Raw genomic sequence first — 18609 nt, forward strand, 5'->3', positions numbered from 1 at the left:
CAAAATCCCTCCTAGAAATTAAAGTAAATAAAGACGCTGCTTTTCTTTACATAGAATATTGTTGCCAGCAAAATAACTGCTAAAAACTGCATGTACCAAATATGGAGCCAGTTAAATTGGAAACGCTCCAGCAGCTGAATTGAGTTTTTTGCAAAGAAGCAGATTACTAGTGTAATCAATAAGCTGCCGATTAAAATAAACGGTGTATTCAGTGTATAACCGAATACCTCAATTGCTGCTGCATCCGCAAAAATAGCTGAAGGAGTAGAAATGAACGCCTTCAAGCTTGTTAAATCCGGTGAGAACAAAGTGCCGAATAGATGATGGGCTTGTTCCACACTAGATGAACGGAAGTATACCCGTGCCAAAATAATGAACAAGAATGTCATGAACCATGCCAGCAGGTAAGGAAGCTGAATACGGCCATATTTAATGAACAGCCGTACAATAACAGATGCTGCGCCGTGCAGCATTCCCCAAATGATAAATGTCCATCCAGCTCCATGCCAGAAACCGCTAATAAAGAATACGATGAGGATATTGAGCATGGTAATCCATTCCCCTTTACGGCTGCCGCCTAGAGGGAAGTAGACGTATCTTGTTAAAAAGCGGTTTAATGTCATATGCCAGCGTCTCCAGAAATCTGGAATATTCCGTGCCTTGTAAGGCGAGTTAAAGTTGATTGGTATATGTATATTGAACATAAGCGCCAATCCGATAGCCATATCACAGTAGCCGCTGAAATCAAAGTAAAGCTGTACTGTATACGCGATGATAACAAACCAGGCTTCTGTAAATGTTAGGCTTTCATAGTTATTAAATCCATCCGTTACCCACAGAGCAAACGTATCAGCGATGACAATTTTCTTAACAAGGCCGATTAAAAAAATGAAGGAACCTTTTGATACGTTCTCCAAGTTGATACGCTTGTTCGCTGGATTTTCATAATCCTGCATTACATCTTTATGATTGACAATTGGTCCGGCAATCAACTGAGGGAAGAATGAAATAAATATCATATATGAAGATAATTTAGAATGCGTAATTTCCCCGCGGTAAATATCCACCAAATAAGCAATCTGCTGAAATGTGATGAAGCTAATACCGAGCGGCAGAGCCAGATAGAGTAAATCTAGGTTCTGATCGAATATCCAATTATAGTTTTCTATAAAGAAATCCGCATATTTAAAATAACCTAATAATACAACATTAAAAATAATCCCGGCTGCTAAAATTGTCCGTCTATAAGAACGGGCCTTTATCAGCACAAACCCAAGTCCAAAATTCACTGCCAGTGAAAATGAAATTAAATAAAGAAACTTGATTTCAAAGTAGCTATAGAAATACAGGGAAGCTGCTACTAAAAATAAAGTAGAAATGTCTTTGTTTTTCAATTTACCTAATAGAAAATAGATACAAAATACAACCGGTAAAAATACAAAAGCAAAGACAAAAGAGTTAAAAAGCAAGAAAACCTCTCCTATCTTTTACGGTAGAAATGTAGAACGTTCTTATTATAACACTTAGTAAAAAAAAAACTATGAGCCGCTTTGTGCTCATAGTTGAATGATTATTTTAATACAAGTGCAGCAATGATAAATGGTACTACAATAAAGAGCATGACCCCGAAACTCCATAAAACCTGCTTTGCCGGGGACAGGTTTTTTGGCTTGATACTAATAGACTCATACAGCTCATTGATAGCCCGCTGCTCCTTCTCATATAGCATTGCTTGAAAAGCCGGGTAGTCTTCGATGAAAGACGCCGGATTTTGATAATGAAAGCGTAATGCTCGAATGTCATCAGTAATATCCTTCTCTCCTTGGAGATAAATAATAATAGGAGACAGGCCTCCTGTGGACTTGGCTACTACATCTACATCAAATGTCGCCATTCTATAGATTATTTCACCTTTTTCATTTGTTTCCTGGCGAATTAAATTGTTCATCTAATCGACCCCCCTTTCTTCAACTATTCACAAAAATTCTTCTTTTATAACAGAAAATGAGGCATTACATAAAAAACATTGTGATTGAAAGGGAAAGTATTTATTATTTTAATAATTGCAAATATTTTTATATTTGTAAAAAAGAATTTTCTAGGGGATGAGGAAATGACAATTATAACGATTGAAGAGCGTTTCTTGGCATTACCGACAACAGCAGTTTCAGATGCTACAGGGGGCCATACAAATGTTGCGGCGGATATTAAACCAATTGCTGATCATTTTAAAATTGCCGGTCGAGCTTTAACGGTACGGCTTCCAGACGGAGAAAATGGTGCAGTTTTAGAAGCAATCAGCAAGGCAAATAAAGGGGATATTTTAGTTATTGATGCAAAAGGTAATACGAATCGGGCTGTGGCCGGAGACTTTGTTATGCAATTGGCCCAAGGTGTAGGCGTGCAAGGATTTGTTGTAGATGGTGTTATTCGTGATTTAGCAGCAGCGCGTACGATTGATTTTCCCGTCTTTTCTCTTGGAACGACGGTAGCAGCAGGTAATAAAAATGGGGGAGGAGCTGTAGGTGTCCCAGTGTCAGTAGGCGGGGTTGTCGTCCAGACAGGAGATATCATTGTAGGAGATCTTGATGGCGTGATTGTTGTACCAGCGGCAGATGCAGAAAGAATTGCGGAAGGTGCAGAAGCAAAGGTTGCAAAAGATGAGGTCCGTGAACAGGAAGCATTAGCAAATGGGGAAGAGTCTATCCGTGTTTATCTAAAAAAGGTTGTAAAATAACAGAGAAGTCTTGTGGATGGTTGATCCGCAGGGCTTTTTTTAAAAGGTTGAGAATGATTAGTTAGAAAATAGTTAAGTATTTATTGGACTGTTAGAGAATTCGGCAGCAGTTTCTTCATGTGTAACTATGAAATGAGTTTTCCTCCTGCTTGCTATCTCAGAACACATGCGAAATTGCTTCCTTAATAAGAATAATATGTAGATATTTCAGAATATATTTGCATAAGTGAGAAAGTGTTTTTATAATTACAGATAAATCAATATTACATACCAACTGGTTAGTATGTAATAGAAAGGGGAGAAGGGAATGAATTTTTCATATTCGGAAAAAGTGTTGAGCTTACAAAAAAAGCTGACCCAATTTATGGAGGATTATATTTACCCAAATGAACAGCTGTATGAAGAGTATGTAAACCAACAGAATAATCGTTGGGAAACGGTACCGCCGATCATTGAAGAGTTAAAGGAAAAAGCAAAGGCACAGGGGTTATGGAATTTATTTTTGCCGGAAAGTGAGTACGGGGCAGGTTTGACGAACCTTGAATATGCTCCGCTTTGTGAAATTATGGGACGATCCCATATTGCCCCGGAGGTATTCAATTGTGCTGCTCCAGATACAGGTAATATGGAAGTGCTTGTCCGGTATGGTACGAAGGAACAAAAAGAAAAATGGCTGAACCCGCTTTTAAATGGAGAAATCCGGTCCTGTTTTTCAATGACAGAGCCTGAGGTAGCTTCGAGTGACGCAACGAATATTGAGGCAAGCATTATTCGTGATGGCGATGAATATGTCATTAATGGACGGAAGTGGTGGTCATCAGGTGCGGGAGACCCTCGCTGCAAAATTTCCATCGTTATGGGTAAGACAAATCGAGATGCACCAAAGCATGAGCAGCAATCAATGATTTTAATACCAATGGACACACCGGGATTGAAGGTCGAGCGGCATGTGCCGGTATTCGGCTATGACCATGCGCCTCATGGTCATATGGAAATTACGTATACAGATGTACGGGTGCCGGTCTCTAATATTTTATGGGGGGAAGGAAAAGGCTTTGCGATTGCCCAGGGGCGCCTAGGACCTGGACGCATTCATCATTGTATGCGTTTGATTGGTTCAGCGGAGCGCGCTGTTGATGAAATGTGCAGACGGGTACAACAGCGGGAAGCGTTTGGAAAAAAACTATCGCAGCAAGGTGTTATTCAGGACTGGATTGCACAGTCACGTATTGAAATTGAACAGGCACGCCTTCTAACATTAAAAGCTGCTTATATGATGGATACTGTGGGCAACAAAGAGGCAAAGCAGGAGATTGCCATGATTAAAGCAGTTGCACCGCAAATGGCACTAAACGTACTGGACAGGGCTATTCAAGCATTTGGAGGAGCAGGCGTGAGCGATGATACACCTCTTGCCTTCATGTGGGCGCAGGCGCGGACTCTTCGGATTGCTGATGGTCCGGACGAGGTACACCGGGCACAAATTGCCAAATTGGAATTGAAAAAATATAGTGAAGGGGTGTTGGTACATGGGCATTCTTGATTTATTCAAATTAACAGGGAAAACGGCAATTATTACAGGTGGAGGCAGAGGACTCGGTGCCCAAATCGCGGCAGGCTTTGCCGAAGCGGGAATTGCTAATCTTGTTCTCTGTTCCCGTAATATAGAAGCGTGTAAGGCAGTTGGATTAGAACTAGAAAAAACATTCGGCGTCAAGACGCTTGCCTTTGCCTGTGATGTGACAAATGCGGAAGAGGTAAAACATGTAGTGGAAAAGACGGTAGAGGAATTCGGTACGATAGATATATTAGTAAATAACAGCGGCGCTTCATGGGGAGCCCCTGTAGAGCAAATGCCGAAAGAAGCCTGGGACAAGGTGATGAATATTAATGTCACAGGAACATTTTTGATGAGTCAGGAAGTCGGCAAGGTAATGATAGAGAAGAAAGCAGGAAAGATTATCAATATATCATCAATTGCAGGCTTTGGTGGTACGCCAGAGTTTATGCAGACAATTGGCTACAATACAAGCAAGGGTGCTGTAATGACATTTACAAAAGACCTTGCTGTAAAATGGGGCCGTCATAATATCAATGTTAATGCGATTGCACCGGGCTTTTTCCCCACGAAGATGTCAAATCAGCTGATCGAGCTTGGAAGGGAAAACATTATGGCAGCGACTCCGCTAAAGCGACTCGGTAATGAGGAAGATTTAAAAGGGGCTGCAGTATTTCTTGCATCTCAAGCTTCCGATTATGTATCAGGTGATATTTTGACAGTAGATGGCGGGGCAAGTGCTTTATAGTTTAGAAATTCCTATATGGCGGTGTTCAAATAGAATCGCTTTTGCCATACTAATAAAGAAAAAGTTTTATCATCCAGGAGGCAAACATGAAACAAAAAATCATACAGGAAAGCATTCTATTATTTGAACGAAAAGGTTTTGGCAGTACTTCTATCCAGGATATTGTAGATGCATTGAATGTCACAAAAGGCACGTTCTATTACTACTTTTCGAGTAAGGAACAGCTGCTGATGGATATTCACTCAGACTATATCGAGGATCTGTTGAAAAGACAAGCCGCTATTATAGAGAAGCCCGGAACATTTCGTGAAAAGCTGCATGACATTGTCTATTTATTAATTGCTGATATCGAAGCACAAGGGCCTTCCGGCAGGGTATTTTTCCGGGAAATGCGGCACTTGGGAGAAGACCACGCCGAAGAGGTCCGGCAAAAACGGGATACATTTCGCAGAAATCTTGAGCATATTTTGTCACAAGGAATAGAACAAGGGGAGTTTCGAAAAGGCCTGCAAGTGGAGATGCTGTCATTTGCTATTCTCGGTATGACAAACTGGAGTTATCAATGGTATCAGCCAGATGGGAAAATTCAACCGAAAGAATTAACAAATATTTATGTGGACATGGTATTAAACGGTATTTCAATTATATCTGATACCAACTAGTCAGTATAACAATCCAAGGGGTGAAATATGATGAAGGACACGATTGCGGTAAGAAAAGGGGAGGAGTTAAACGCTGCTGTTCTAGCGTCTTTTTTGCGTGAAATGCTGCCGGATCTGCCAAACGCTGAACTTGAAATTGAACAATTTAACTCAGGACACTCCAATTTAACTTATTTACTGAAGTGCGGAGATTTTGAGGCAGTACTGCGACGTCCTCCATTAGGGCCCATTGCACCAAAAGCGCACGACATGGAGCGTGAGTACAAAATTCTTACTTCTCTACAGCAGTATTTTCCTGCTATACCAAAGACGTATTTGTTTTCCGATAATGAATCGATTATTGGCAGTCCATTTTTTCTAATGGAGCGAAAAAGAGGGGTTGTCCTTGATACCGAATTCCCTTCAGCTATACCATACACAGAAGAAATAGGCCGCCTTATTTCTGAAAAAATGGTTGATACACTCGTTGAACTTCATAGTATTGACTATAAACAAACGATCCTTGCCCAAATGAGTAAGCCAAAGGGATTCATGGAACGTCAGGTGGAAGGCTGGATTGAACGATATGAGCGGGCAAAGACAGATGAAATACTTGAAGTAGAGGAGCTGAAGGCCTGGCTTAGGGAACATATTCCCTCATCAAATGAAGCGACCATTATCCATTATGATTACAAGTTGAATAATACAATGTTTTCAGAGGATTTTACGGAAGTGACGGGGCTTTTCGACTGGGAAATGACGACAATAGGCGATCCGCTTGCAGATGTCGGTGTGGCTCTTTGTTACTGGATCCAGGCCGATGATCCGATGCTATTAAAAACCGCTATGGGCAAACCGCCTGTTACAATACTAGAAGGCTTCTATACACGGGAAGAATTTGTGAGAAGGTATGCTGAAAAAAGCGGACGAGATGTTTCAAATATTCACTTCTATTTGACGTTTGCCTATTTCAAGCTGGCCGTTATTGGGCAGCAAATTTATTACCGATTTCAAAAAGGACAAACGAATGATCCACGCTTTGCACAGTTTGGTGTGTTAGTCAGCAATCTAATAAAACATGCAATGCTTACGGCAAAAAATAGCTAGTCTATCTTAGGAAATGTAAAAAATATAAGGATAAAAAATGGGGAAGGTTCATTATCAATTTACCCAATACGTGTTTCAACATTGATTGCAGTATCAGAAAGTACACTGTATAACATTCTGGAGATGACAGTAAAAAAGTATCCAGACAAGGAAGCAATCTATTATTGGGCAAGTTATATGTATTTAGAGCACAGTATGATAGCTTCCTATAACGATTATATTAATAAAAACCATATAATAAGGGAATTACCGCCGGAAGTACAAGCACGGCACAGACTTATAAGACAGATCATGAAGGGAAACCTTGCTATAAACAATAGGCTTATGCCATCTATCTATAAAGGGGAGAGCGATGATATTATCGTATTGCCGTATACATCAGGTACGACAAGTTTACCGAAGGGCTGCATCCATACGAATAAATCGGTTCAGGAAAATACGATCGGTACATTTCATTGGGCGACGCATGCACCGAACGCAGTATCGCTAGCAGCATTGCAGATCTTTCATGATGGGAATAATCCAGTAGAAGAAGGAGAAATTGTTCTAATAGGACCACAGCTGTTAAAGGGAAGACAAACGTGAATGTTTCGTCATCATTGAAGAAAAAATATTTTCCCGTACAAGTGATAATAGAAAAGTAGATAGTGAAGGGCTGGTTCTTTATTGTAGAGCGGGGAAAGTGCATGATCAATGCTTCAAGCTATAAAGTATGGCCAACAGAGGTTTTTTATGAACACCCGGCCAACTAGAAGGTTCTTGTAAGTGAGGTTCCAGATTTTTTACGTGGTATTTTACAAAAGAATACAAAGGGCATGCTAACAGAGTAAGAGATCATTAGCTAGGCAGAAGACAGATGGCGGCTTATAAATAGCCATGAATTATTGAGTTTCGAGATTGTTTTTCAACGGTGAGCAGCGGCAAAATTCTATGGCGTCAATTGGAGGAAGAAGAAAAGTAAGTTTCAGGAACATAGAAACTAATTCCCTGCTAAATAGGGAGAAGCAAATCGATATAATACCCTTTCTTATACGAAAAAACTCCCTAAGAAATTTATTTCCTAGGGAATTTTTTATTTTATAAATAACATATGGGCATTTCATTAAACTTTAAATAACTAATCGCTATAATTAAGCTTTTAGATGTTCCTGCTGGTAAGCAACAAACTGCTCTTCATCGAAACGTTTTTCCCATTTCGCCATAACAAGTGCTGCTAATGTGTTACCTACAACGTTAACTGCTGTACGGGCCATATCAAGGATACGGTCAATCCCTGCGATAAATGCCAGACCTTCAAGAGGTATACCTACAGTACCTAAAGTTGCAAGTAATACGACAAAGGATACACCTGGAACGCCGGCAATACCTTTTGAAGTAACCATTAAGACAAGCATTAATGTAATTTGTTCCATGATAGATAGATCGATTCCATACATTTGCGCAATAAATAGTGCAGCAATTGCTTGGTATAAAGTGGAACCATCTAAGTTAAAGGAGTAACCTGTTGGAATAACGAACGATACGATATCCTTTGGCGCACCCATTTTTTCTGTCTTTTGCATAATACGAGGCAGTACCGTCTCTGATGAAGAAGTAGAGAAAGCAAGTAACAGCTCGTCCTTAATCATCTTAATTAGTTTGAAAATGTTGATACCAAAAATTTTCGCTGTGATGCCTAATACGACAAGCACGAAGAAAATCATAGCTGCATATACAAGGATAGCTAGTTTTCCAAGTGGAATTAATGAAGATAATCCAAATTTGGAAACGGTTACACCAATTAATGCAAATACCCCAAATGGAGCGAATTTCATTACCAGATTTGTTACCCAGAACATGGCATCTGCCACGCCTTGGAAGAATGCTAAAACTGGTTTTCCTTTTTCTCCGATTGCCGCAACCCCAAGACCGAACAATACAGAGAAGAAGATAATTGCCAGCATGTCGCCTTCAGCCATCGCACTCACAACATTTGTTGGTACGATATCAACCAAAATGTGGAATGGCCCTTGGTCTTCTTGAGCTTCACTTGTTTCCACATAGCTTGAAATGTCTGTTTTAGTCAATTCATTCATGTCGATACCGGCACCTGGCTGGAAGAAGTTACCTGCAAATAAACCAACAATAATCGCTATTGTTGTAATGACTTCGAAATAAATAAGTGTTTTACCGCCAAGTCGACCTAGTTGTTTCATATCACCTGTTCCGGCAACACCAACAATTAAAGTTGAAATAATAATCGGTACTACAATCATTTTGATTAGGTGAAGGAAGATATCCCCGATAGGCTGTAGGTAAGTTTGGACATTTTCATTACCATAGAAAATAGCACCTACAGCAATACCTAAAACAAGACCGATTAAGATTTGGCTGGCTAAACTAATTTTAAATTTTTTCAAAATAGTTCCCCCTAATTCGTCTATTTAGGACAAGCCTAAGCTAACTATAAAGTATGATTATAAAATCCGACAAAATCCGACTATTCGATACGGTGTAAAATATCTGAATATAAGACTTGTATGAACTTTTTTATATTTACCTTTGTCTTACGTTCCCCATCTAATTCGATTTGATTCATTAAGTGGCGTATATCAGTCAGGTCAAAATAACGGGGAGCGTAGTATTCAAATTCCGAGTTTGTATAATCCACAATCCCTAAATTTGCAAGATTAATCATTGCCGCTAGAATTGTCCGACGAATTCGTTGTTCAATGGCTTTACTTTCCTTTAAAATATCGTCCGGCGATGTCTTTGTCAGTGAAGCCAGCTTCTCGTAAATTTCCTTCAATGGAGGAAGAGGCGCTAAATTGTGCTTTTCTGATACAAGCTGCTCGATGATTTTTGTAATGTCTTCACTTCCTACTTCACCAACGATGCCCATATCATTCAAAATCGACTGTATATGATCACGCACTGTCTTTTTTGTTTGGACTTGAGGCATTTCAAAGCTAGTAAGGGATTGGCGGATTGCCTGAATCGAGTTTTTTAGGCGATGCTGCTCCTCTGTTTTACGCAGAATAGTTTGGACTTCAATTTTATTGATTGGCTTATGGATAAAGAATTCTATCCCTTTTTCATATGCTTCCGCTACCATATCCTTATTTACTACTTGGGAAATCATGATGAAGCTGCCATTGAAACGATTTTCCTGCAGCCTTTCAATTGTTGCAATGCCGTCCAAGTGAGGCATTAATAGATCAATTAGCACAAAATCCGGCTGAGTCATCAAAATTTGTGGAATGGCTTCTTCTCCATTTGCAGCTTCTCCAATTACTGTACCAAGTGTAGATTCATTAATAATGTGATTAAGCATCATGCGACTCGCACGGTCGTCATCTACAATAAAATAACGCATAACAATCTCCTTTATCGCAATTTATAGGTAGGAATGGTAATGATAAAAGTAGTGGTATCACTGCTTGAAACATCAATAGTTCCTTCAAGTCGTTGTACAATCGTCTTTACATGGGAAAGTCCTATACCAGTAGATGGCATGCCCGTTTCATTAAATTTTGTTGTGTAGCCCGGATCAAAAACGACTGGCAAAACATATTCAGGAATAGGGGGCCCGTTATTTTCAATTGTAAAGACGGTATATTCTGGAGAAGTTTCGACCTTGAGCTTGACAAAGCCCTTCTCTTCAATAGCCTCAATCGCATTAGAGACAATGTTATTGAGCATGGCAAGTAATAAAATCCGTTCTTTTGTTTGAAAATCTTCATTAAAAGATACTTCTAATTGAATTTCCTTTTGCAAAAACTCACTATAGCGGCTGTTTGAATCATTGATTAGCCGGAGAAGATCGGAAAGAGCGTATACATCTGTGCGTTCGGCTGTAATGATTTTCGAAAGCCCCGCATAGATCCGTTCCGAATCTTTTTTTACTTCATGAATTTCCTGAGCGAGCATCAATGCCCGTAAACTTAAGGAGTTGTCGATTTCCTTTAATTCCTTATAAAGCTCAAAGCCATTAGCAGTAATCTTCTCAATTTGCCCCATAGACTTTTGCAAATATAGAGTCTCAACATAAAGTGTGGCTCCTATACTAAGTAATTGCTCAGTTCTTCTTCTTTCCTCGGAAAGAGCAATTGCGCTGAAAAGTCCGGCAACAAAATAACTTCGTAATACCGCTACGGCGATAAATAAGAAATAATCTCCAAGTAAAATGAACTGCCCCGTAATAAGCAGTGTAATGGCTAACTGTTCAGCGATATTTGATAGTACTTCAAAAAACGCACCATAAAGTCCTAGCTTTACAGGGCTTGTACGGAAACGGTGCAGCTTGGCTATATATAGAAAGATGGTAAACGTAAGATAGAAAATTGCAGCTGGTACATGTTCATACCATAAAAATGAGCCTTCATATATAAAAAGATCAAGTGAAAAACGGAATAGAAATACAGTGATTGCAGTGACAATTCCAGTTTTGATAATAAAACCGGGACGTGCAATCGCGGCCAAAAAGAAAATAATACTCCCTAATCCAAACCGGAAGGGTGCTTCTTCAAAAGGTGTGAATTTAACTTCCCCGCCTATAGCAGTTAAAATAGCGATTAGAATGATTGGTAAATAAGAGTTAGATGAGTTCGTAATTTTTGAAAAACGCTCCAAAGTTCCACCTCCTAGAACCCTTTATAGTGTGGCATGTTATTCGTTATGTAAATCAAAAAAGCGCAGTCCTATAAATAGAATTTACAGGCCGCACTTTTGAAAAAATATCTATTTCCCCTCACTCTTTTAAGAAAAAAAGGGCAAGAAAAGAAAAAACCGCTTCAAGAGCGGTGAACATGTAATGAAAATGGCGGAGGAAGAGGGATTCGAACCCCCGCGCGGTTTAACCCGCCTGTCGGTTTTCAAGACCGATCCCTTCAGCCGGACTTGGGTATTCCTCCGTATAAAGTCGAGTTATCTTTTCGACAAAAATTACTATATCATGGGCCAAAAATAAAGTCAACAATTTATAAAAGGAAATATAGATAAGTTTGTGTAGTAAGAAGTCATTGAAAAAGAGATAGAAAAATGGGATAGACAACACCTATCGACTTGAGCAACCGGGTTCATTTCTTATTAAAGGAAAAAACTCGTGAGCAATACAATAGGTATTGTTTTGAGCCTATGTCCTTTCCTATGGAGGCGAGAGAAAACAAAATAAAGAATATAAGTAATTCAATATCAGTAGAAGGAGGGAAGGAGAACGACGAAAAGCGTTAGAGAGAAATTATTTCCCGCACTTTGTCATGCGTAATCTACCGCCTGTCTTTTCAATGAAATGCCGGAAGCCCTTAAAATATTATTGAATCTTCACACGTCCAGGAGATATCATTATACGTCAAATGTGTTCTGAAGAATAAAATCCCCGGGTTAATAAATACAGTGGGTCCGCGAAAATTTTGAAAGCAGTAATGAAGGGAAAAATAACTGGTTCCTAATTACATCAGAGACTTGAGCATGCTTTCGTACTTTCTGCCACAGGGCTGTATGGTCAATAGATTTATGTCTTTTCTTTGAAGCCATAAAATACCTCTTTAAATGGCAGGTTTATTCCATTGCTTTTTTTATGTTGTATTAGTATACTAGATATTGCCGTGCTAGGTGGGGAGGTAGCGGTGCCCTGTAACTCGCAATCCGCTCTAGCGAGACTGAAGTCCTTTCCGAGGCTGTCCGTATGTTTGGTCTGCCTCTTGCACGTAGTGTTGACGGTTGGGTCCTGCGCAATGGACACCCATGAACCATGTCAGGTCCGGAAGGAAGCAGCATTAAGTGGTCCCGTTCATGTGCCGCGGGGTAGCCTAACTTGAGCTGGCGACAAGAGTAACGCTTGTGTACGGCTGTCAGAGAAAGGTGCACGGCATGAATATGCCAATTCAAGCATTCGTCTAATAGACGGATGCTTTTTTTATTTAGGAGGTACATATGCTGGCATTTGAACGATTGTTTAGGCGCTTTGGCTATGCATTTGGCTTTGCGGGCTTATTTACAGCGATGTTCAATTTTGAAGGGGCAGTTTATGGAATTCCCTTCGTTACTTTTATAGTAGGCGCCGTGCTTTTTATCTTTTCGCGGCGTGTACAAGCGGAATTTCTCCGTCATATTCACTTTGAACATAATGGTTCAGATCTGGTTGACAGACTGCTGAATAAATTATGCGGAGGAAAAGAACATAGGGAGTATATTGTTTGGCAGGCTCTCTATACGTTTGGAGCTTTCATTATACTGCTGGCTGCAGCGGTAGATTTAAAAGTTGAGTGGCCGTTAAAAATAAAAGTACTGCTTACTGTTAGTTTTATTATTTGGTTTGCAGTTACACGCTTTTTTGATCCGAAGACAAAACCGAATTATTATATGAAATAAAAAATAGTAATTACGCTTCATCTGTATGCCTAATCCTGCAGAACTTGAGTTTCCTTTTCTTTCAGAAACTTTTTATGAATAGGATGACTATCGGGAAGCTTTTTCTTCTTCCGCACATGTGAGTGGCATTCGCTGAAAGAAGTGAAAAAAGCGAAAACGAATGTTTGATTATGATATACTGTACGTAATTGATTACTTGAGAAAGGGAGAGGGAAACATTGACATATCAAGCATTTTACCGAGTTTATCGACCTCAGTCATTTCGTGAAATGTCGGGGCAAACTCATGTCAAAAGAACGTTGCAAAATGCTCTCCTAGCTAGCAAAACAACGCATGCATATCTCTTTTCAGGCCCGCGTGGTACAGGGAAAACAAGTACAGCTAAAATTTTTGCGAAAGCTTTGAACTGTGAGAATGCACCAGCCAGTGAACCGTGTAATGAATGTCCGACGTGTAAGAGTATTACAGAAGGATCACATACAGATGTAATTGAATTTGACGCTGCTTCTAACTCTCGCGTCGAGGAAATGCGCGATATTATAGAAAAGGTTCGGTTTGCTCCGGCAAATGCACGTTTTAAAGTGTACATCATTGATGAGGTGCATATGCTTTCCACAAGTGCCTTTAATGCACTTCTGAAAACATTAGAAGAACCTCCAGAGCATGCGGTATTCATTTTGGCAACCACAGAGCCGCATAAATTGCCGGCTACGATTATCTCCCGGTGTCAACGTTTTGATTTTAAACGCCTATCGACACAGGATATCCTAGAGAGAATGAAAGTTGTATTAGAAGATATTGAACTACAGTATGAGGAACAAGCGCTGAAGGTTATCGCCCAATCAGCGGCAGGCGGGATGCGTGATGCACTGAGTCTGCTTGATCAAGTAGTGTCCTTTAGCAGTGATATGGTTCAAGCGGAGGATGCGCTTCTTGTAACGGGATCTGTCAGCCAAGATGTCTTTTATGACCTTTCACAAGGGCTGCTTGAAAAAGATGTGGCTAAAGTTCTTTCCTTATTAGAAGAATTAATTGCAGATGGGAAAGAGCCTCTTCGTTTAGCGGAGGATTTAATTACATTTTTCCGTGACCTTCTTTTATTGCAGACAGGAGAGGATTTATCGGAACTTCTTCAATTAATTGCACCGGAAGAACAGTTTATCGCTCTCGCACAAAATTACCCGGCAGAAACACTCTACGGATTTATCGATATTTTGGCAAAAACACAACAGGAGATGCGCTTTTCTCACCATACAAAGATTTATCTTGAGACAGCTCTTTTAAAAATGGCACAGCATAATTCTGCGGGCGGAGGAGCGATTGATCCGGCCATCCAAGGGAAAGTGGGAGCACTGGAAAATATGGTCCGCCAGTTAACACAGCAACTGCAAGGTGGCGGTGCACCTGCTGCTGCTTCTCAGGCAAAACAGGAACGGCCACGAGCAAAAAGTGCCAATGGCTTTAAGGCACCGATTGGTCGTATACAGGAAGTCCTGAAAACGGCAACAAAAGGTGATCTTCAAAAAATCAAAGCAGGGTGGGCACAAGCTTTGGCTTCCCTTCAAAAATCACAGGCGGCTCTTTTAAATGATGCAGAGCCAGTTGCCGCATCTTCTAATGCTTTTGTGGTAAAATTCAAGTATGATATTCATTGTCAAATGGTAGCCGAAAACAGGGAATTTACGATGGTTTTCACTCAAAATCTAGCCATGAGTCTTGGTACGACTTATGAAATGCTTTGTATTCCCGAGACGCAATGGCTTTCTTTACGGGAGGAGTTCATTCGAGACAATGGACTTAACCAGAAGAAACAGGAGGAGACTTCAAGCGAGACAGAGGAAGCAGAGCTATTTATTGAAGATGATACCCCTGTGGCGTCCCAGGATCCTCTTGTCTTGGAGGCAGAAAATTTATTCGGAAAAGATTTTGTTGAGGTTGTCGAAGATTAATGATTGAACTTTAAGGAGGAATTCAATATGCGTGGTATGGGCAATATGCAAGGTATGATGAAGAAAATGCAAAAGATGCAAAAAGAAATGATGGAAGCACAAGAAACGTTAAATCAACAACAATTCGAAGGTACAGCTGGCGGCGGTATGGTAAAAGTAATCTTAAACGGCCAACGTGAAGTGCTTGAAGTGAACTTAGATGAGTCAGTAGTAGATCCAGATGATATTGAAATGCTGCAAGACCTAATTGTGGTAGCAACAAATGAAGCGCTGAAAAAGGTAGAGGAAACAACAGCTTCAACAATGGGTAAATTCACTCAAGGCTTAAACCTTCCATTCTAGGAGGTAAAATATGCACTATCCGGAACCAATATCAAGACTAATTGATAGTTTTATGAAATTGCCAGGCATCGGGCCGAAAACTGCGGCTCGGCTGGCATTTTTCGTGTTGACAATGAAAGAGGACACCGTATCAAATTTTGCGAAAGCCCTCATTGATGCAAAGCGTAATTTAATGTACTGCTCGCAGTGCGGACACATTACAGATATTGACCCATGTCGCATTTGTCAGGATAAGCAGCGTGATCATTCTATGATTTGTGTTGTACAGGATCCAAAAGATGTTATTGCTATGGAGAAAATGCGGGATTATCAAGGGCTTTATCATGTTCTTCACGGAGCTATCTCACCAATGGATGGTGTAGGACCAGAAGATATTAATGTTGCTTCATTATTAACTCGTCTCCATGACGAGCGGGTACAGGAATTAATTTTGGCTACAAATCCTACTATTGAAGGGGAAGCGACAGCCATGTATATTTCCCGTCTAGTAAAGCCATCTGGCATTCGGACGACGCGAATTGCTCATGGATTGCCTGTTGGCGGAGACTTAGAATATGCAGATGAAGTAACATTATCCAAGGCGTTAGAAGGGCGACGCGAATTATAAGGTGAGTGATTGAGGTGTTTTTTTCTCGGAAGGGAAAGTTAAAGCGGGAGTTCGACGAAAAGCTTGTTCAACTGATCAAGGAAACAAAAGATGATTTTCATCATGCTAAGGCGCTGGAAGAATTGATTGATGACTATAATCTGGATGTCATTGCCCAAAGAAAAGCAGCGGAAAGTATACATTTTTATTTATTCAAAGAGGCCCGTATTCGTCGAGTTATCATTAAATAGAAATAACAGCAGCAGCAAAAGCATACGCTTCTATAAATGGAGGGAAAGCATATGCAAGCGTTAATTATCGGCGCAATTTGTTTGCTGCTGTTTTTTGTATTATTAATAGGTAGGAAGAGTAAAAAAGGCGTTTGGCTAGAACGGCTTTCTATCTTCTGGTTTCGGTTTGCGATAAGTATATTCGTACTCTATATTGTCCATTTAGTATGCGCTCATTATGGAACAGAGGTTACAATTAATCTGTTTTCCATTATAACGGTAGCTATATTAGGTTTCTCAGGAGTCGGGGTTGTTTTATTCTTATCTTTTATAAAATAATTGCTAGAAAAGCTTGCTCTGTTAATAAACATATGATATAGTATATAAAGTCGTTAAGGCGACTGAATAAAATTGAATTGTTCTTACGAAAAGTATTGACGCCGTTCAATACTTATGATAAGATATAAAAGTTGCTGTGAAAACGGCAACGAAGAAATTTTAAAAAGTGGTTGACACGAACTTCGGAAAGTGTTAATATATAAGAGTTGCTGCTAAAGAAGTGGTAACAAAATGAACTTTGAAAACTGAACAAGCAAGACGTTAACAATAATTTTCTTTCTTAATTGAAAGAGACAATTTGACTAAAACAATAGTCAGCAACATTTTGAGCTTAACTCAAACTACTTTTATGGAGAGTTTGATCCTGGCTCAGGACGAACGCTGGCGGCGTGCCTAATACATGCAAGTCGAGCGGACGTTTTGTTGGTGCTTGCACCGACTTAACGTTAGCGGCGGACGGGTGAGTAACACGTGGGCAACCTGCCCTGTAGTCTGGGATAACTCCGGGAAACCGGGGCTAATACCGGATGATACTTTCTACCTCATGTTAGAAAGTTGAAAGATGGTTCTGCTATCGCTACAGGATGGGCCCGCGGCGCATTAGCTAGTTGGTGAGGTAACGGCTCACCAAGGCGACGATGCGTAGCCGACCTGAGAGGGTGATCGGCCACACTGGGACTGAGACACGGCCCAGACTCCTACGGGAGGCAGCAGTAGGGAATCTTCCACAATGGACGAAAGTCTGATGGAGCAACGCCGCGTGAGTGAAGAAGGATTTCGGTTCGTAAAACTCTGTTGTAAGGGAAGAACAAGTACAGTAGTAACTGGCTGTACCTTGACGGTACCTTATTAGAAAGCCACGGCTAACTACGTGCCAGCAGCCGCGGTAATACGTAGGTGGCAAGCGTTGTCCGGAATTATTGGGCGTAAAGCGCGCGCAGGCGGTCCTTTAAGTCTGATGTGAAAGCCCACGGCTCAACCGTGGAGGGTCATTGGAAACTGGGGGACTTGAGTGCAGAAGAGGAAAGTGGAATTCCAAGTGTAGCGGTGAAATGCGTAGAGATTTGGAGGAACACCAGTGGCGAAGGCGACTTTCTGGTCTGTAACTGACGCTGAGGCGCGAAAGCGTGGGGAGCAAACAGGATTAGATACCCTGGTAGTCCACGCCGTAAACGATGAGTGCTAAGTGTTAGGGGGTTTCCGCCCCTTAGTGCTGCAGCTAACGCATTAAGCACTCCGCCTGGGGAGTACGGTCGCAAGACTGAAACTCAAAGGAATTGACGGGGGCCCGCACAAGCGGTGGAGCATGTGGTTTAATTCGAAGCAACGCGAAGAACCTTACCAGGTCTTGACATCCCATTGACCACTGTAGAGATACAGTTTTCCCTTCGGGGACAACGGTGACAGGTGGTGCATGGTTGTCGTCAGCTCGTGTCGTGAGATGTTGGGTTAAGTCCCGCAACGAGCGCAACCCTTGTTCTTAGTTGCCATCATTTAGTTGGGCACTCTAAGGAGACTGCCGGTGACAAACCGGAGGAAGGTGGGGATGACGTCAAATCATCATGCCCCTTATGACCTGGGCTACACACGTGCTACAATGGACGGTACAAACGGTTGCCAACCCGCGAGGGGGAGCTAATCCGATAAAACCGTTCTCAGTTCGGATTGTAGGCTGCAACTCGCCTACATGAAGCCGGAATCGCTAGTAATCGCGGATCAGCATGCCGCGGTGAATACGTTCCCGGGCCTTGTACACACCGCCCGTCACACCACGAGAGTTTGTAACACCCGAAGTCGGTGAGGTAACCTTTTGGAGCCAGCCGCCGAAGGTGGGATAGATGATTGGGGTGAAGTCGTAACAAGGTAGCCGTATCGGAAGGTGCGGCTGGATCACCTCCTTTCTAAGGATATTTTTCGGAAGTATATCACTCGGTGATATACGTTAACGTTCTTGCTGTTCAGTTTTGAAAGTTCATACTTTCAAAACTTGCTCCTGCGGTTACTCGTCGCAAATGTGCGAA

17 protein-coding genes, 1 tRNA gene, 1 rRNA gene and 1 other RNA gene are annotated in these 18609 nt (G+C 41.1%); 14 read left to right on the top strand and 6 right to left on the bottom strand.

What is annotated here, in order from left to right; genetic code table 11:
- Positions 1-11: 11 nt before the first annotated feature.
- Both AA0Y26_RS22560 and AA0Y26_RS22565 read right to left on the bottom strand, forming a co-directional pair.
- The gene (locus AA0Y26_RS22560) at positions 12-1469 is read right to left on the bottom strand and encodes an MBOAT family O-acyltransferase (RefSeq protein WP_413364210.1); all 1458 of its coding nucleotides are present in this window, start codon (positions 1467-1469) and stop codon (positions 12-14) included.
- A gap of 101 nt (positions 1470-1570) precedes the next feature.
- Positions 1571-1948 carry a sodium:proton antiporter gene (locus AA0Y26_RS22565; RefSeq protein ID WP_413364211.1) on the bottom strand — a complete coding sequence of 126 codons (378 nt, stop codon included), beginning with the start codon at positions 1946-1948 and terminating at the stop codon, positions 1571-1573.
- A gap of 165 nt (positions 1949-2113) precedes the next feature.
- Between AA0Y26_RS22565 and AA0Y26_RS22570 the strand changes: the two genes are divergently transcribed.
- From AA0Y26_RS22570 to AA0Y26_RS22595, 6 genes are all read left to right on the top strand, one after another.
- The gene (locus AA0Y26_RS22570; RefSeq protein WP_413364212.1) at positions 2114-2737 is read left to right on the top strand and encodes an RraA family protein; all 624 of its coding nucleotides are present in this window, start codon (positions 2114-2116) and stop codon (positions 2735-2737) included.
- Between the two features lie 307 nt (positions 2738-3044).
- On the top strand, positions 3045-4280 hold the full coding sequence (locus AA0Y26_RS22575) for an acyl-CoA dehydrogenase (protein ID WP_413364213.1): 1236 nt from the start codon (positions 3045-3047) through the stop codon (positions 4278-4280).
- On the top strand, positions 4267-5043 hold the full coding sequence (locus AA0Y26_RS22580) for an SDR family oxidoreductase (protein ID WP_413364214.1): 777 nt from the start codon (positions 4267-4269) through the stop codon (positions 5041-5043). Before AA0Y26_RS22575 ends, AA0Y26_RS22580 begins: the two co-directional genes overlap by 14 nt.
- Before the next feature lie 86 nt (positions 5044-5129).
- Entirely contained in the window at positions 5130-5705 is a 576-nt protein-coding gene (locus AA0Y26_RS22585; protein ID WP_413364215.1) for a TetR/AcrR family transcriptional regulator, read from the top strand.
- Positions 5706-5735: 30 nt separating this feature from the next.
- Positions 5736-6791, top strand: coding sequence for a phosphotransferase family protein (locus AA0Y26_RS22590; protein ID WP_413368360.1), 1056 nt, complete (start codon positions 5736-5738; stop codon positions 6789-6791).
- A gap of 81 nt (positions 6792-6872) precedes the next feature.
- Positions 6873-7376, top strand: coding sequence for an AMP-binding protein (locus tag AA0Y26_RS22595; protein WP_413364216.1), 504 nt, complete (start codon positions 6873-6875; stop codon positions 7374-7376).
- 545 nt (positions 7377-7921) lie between these two features.
- Here AA0Y26_RS22595 and AA0Y26_RS22600 read toward each other — a convergent pair.
- From AA0Y26_RS22600 to AA0Y26_RS22615, 4 genes are all read right to left on the bottom strand, one after another.
- The gene (locus AA0Y26_RS22600; protein WP_413368362.1) at positions 7922-9193 is read right to left on the bottom strand and encodes a cation:dicarboxylate symporter family transporter; all 1272 of its coding nucleotides are present in this window, start codon (positions 9191-9193) and stop codon (positions 7922-7924) included.
- A 77-nt stretch (positions 9194-9270) separates the two neighbouring features.
- A complete protein-coding gene (locus tag AA0Y26_RS22605; protein WP_413364217.1) occupies positions 9271-10146 on the bottom strand; it encodes a response regulator in 876 nt (291 codons plus the stop codon).
- Positions 10147-10157: 11 nt separating this feature from the next.
- The gene (locus AA0Y26_RS22610) at positions 10158-11402 is read right to left on the bottom strand and encodes a sensor histidine kinase (RefSeq protein ID WP_413364218.1); all 1245 of its coding nucleotides are present in this window, start codon (positions 11400-11402) and stop codon (positions 10158-10160) included.
- A 188-nt stretch (positions 11403-11590) separates the two neighbouring features.
- Positions 11591-11683 (bottom strand) — tRNA-Ser (locus AA0Y26_RS22615).
- 691 nt (positions 11684-12374) lie between these two features.
- On the opposite strand from AA0Y26_RS22615, the gene ffs reads away from it, so the two are divergent.
- From ffs to AA0Y26_RS22655, 8 genes are all read left to right on the top strand, one after another.
- Positions 12375-12640: signal recognition particle sRNA large type (gene ffs, locus AA0Y26_RS22620), an RNA gene on the top strand.
- Positions 12641-12704: 64 nt separating this feature from the next.
- Positions 12705-13142, top strand: a complete 438-nt coding sequence (locus AA0Y26_RS22625) for a hypothetical protein (RefSeq protein ID WP_413364219.1) — start codon at positions 12705-12707, stop codon at positions 13140-13142.
- Positions 13143-13360: 218 nt separating this feature from the next.
- Entirely contained in the window at positions 13361-15091 is a 1731-nt protein-coding gene (gene dnaX / locus AA0Y26_RS22630; RefSeq protein ID WP_413364220.1) for a DNA polymerase III subunit gamma/tau, read from the top strand.
- A 27-nt stretch (positions 15092-15118) separates the two neighbouring features.
- Positions 15119-15433 carry a YbaB/EbfC family nucleoid-associated protein gene (locus AA0Y26_RS22635; RefSeq protein ID WP_413364221.1) on the top strand — a complete coding sequence of 105 codons (315 nt, stop codon included), beginning with the start codon at positions 15119-15121 and terminating at the stop codon, positions 15431-15433.
- A 10-nt stretch (positions 15434-15443) separates the two neighbouring features.
- Positions 15444-16040: a recombination mediator RecR gene (gene recR, locus AA0Y26_RS22640; protein ID WP_413364222.1), complete on the top strand. Its 597-nt coding sequence runs from the start codon at positions 15444-15446 to the stop codon at positions 16038-16040.
- Positions 16041-16054: 14 nt separating this feature from the next.
- Complete coding sequence (locus AA0Y26_RS22645; protein WP_413368364.1) at positions 16055-16270, top strand: YaaL family protein; 216 nt, start codon at positions 16055-16057, stop codon at positions 16268-16270.
- Between the two features lie 51 nt (positions 16271-16321).
- Positions 16322-16588, top strand: coding sequence for a pro-sigmaK processing inhibitor BofA family protein (locus AA0Y26_RS22650; RefSeq protein WP_413364223.1), 267 nt, complete (start codon positions 16322-16324; stop codon positions 16586-16588).
- A gap of 346 nt (positions 16589-16934) precedes the next feature.
- A 16S ribosomal RNA gene (locus AA0Y26_RS22655) occupies positions 16935-18489 on the top strand.
- The last annotated feature ends 120 nt before the right edge of the window (positions 18490-18609 follow it).

The organism is Lysinibacillus canaveralius (genome assembly GCF_047301505.1).
Classification (GTDB): Bacteria; Bacillota; Bacilli; order Bacillales_A; family Planococcaceae; genus Lysinibacillus_B.

Excerpts from the sequence above, each read along its gene's own strand:
- AA0Y26_RS22565 (WP_413364211.1), bottom strand. The coding sequence starts at position 1,948 with ATGAACAATTTAATTCGCCAGGAAACAAATGAAAAAGGTGAAATAATC.
- AA0Y26_RS22570 (WP_413364212.1), top strand. The coding sequence starts at position 2,114 with ATGACAATTATAACGATTGAAGAGCGTTTCTTGGCATTACCGACAACA.
- AA0Y26_RS22575 (WP_413364213.1), top strand. The coding sequence starts at position 3,045 with ATGAATTTTTCATATTCGGAAAAAGTGTTGAGCTTACAAAAAAAGCTG.
- AA0Y26_RS22580 (WP_413364214.1), top strand. The coding sequence starts at position 4,267 with ATGGGCATTCTTGATTTATTCAAATTAACAGGGAAAACGGCAATTATT.
- AA0Y26_RS22585 (WP_413364215.1), top strand. The coding sequence starts at position 5,130 with ATGAAACAAAAAATCATACAGGAAAGCATTCTATTATTTGAACGAAAA.
- AA0Y26_RS22590 (WP_413368360.1), top strand. The coding sequence starts at position 5,736 with ATGAAGGACACGATTGCGGTAAGAAAAGGGGAGGAGTTAAACGCTGCT.
- AA0Y26_RS22605 (WP_413364217.1), bottom strand. The coding sequence starts at position 10,146 with ATGCGTTATTTTATTGTAGATGACGACCGTGCGAGTCGCATGATGCTT.
- AA0Y26_RS22625 (WP_413364219.1), top strand. The coding sequence starts at position 12,705 with ATGCTGGCATTTGAACGATTGTTTAGGCGCTTTGGCTATGCATTTGGC.
- AA0Y26_RS22635 (WP_413364221.1), top strand. The coding sequence starts at position 15,119 with ATGCGTGGTATGGGCAATATGCAAGGTATGATGAAGAAAATGCAAAAG.
- recR (WP_413364222.1), top strand. The coding sequence starts at position 15,444 with ATGCACTATCCGGAACCAATATCAAGACTAATTGATAGTTTTATGAAA.
- AA0Y26_RS22650 (WP_413364223.1), top strand. The coding sequence starts at position 16,322 with ATGCAAGCGTTAATTATCGGCGCAATTTGTTTGCTGCTGTTTTTTGTA.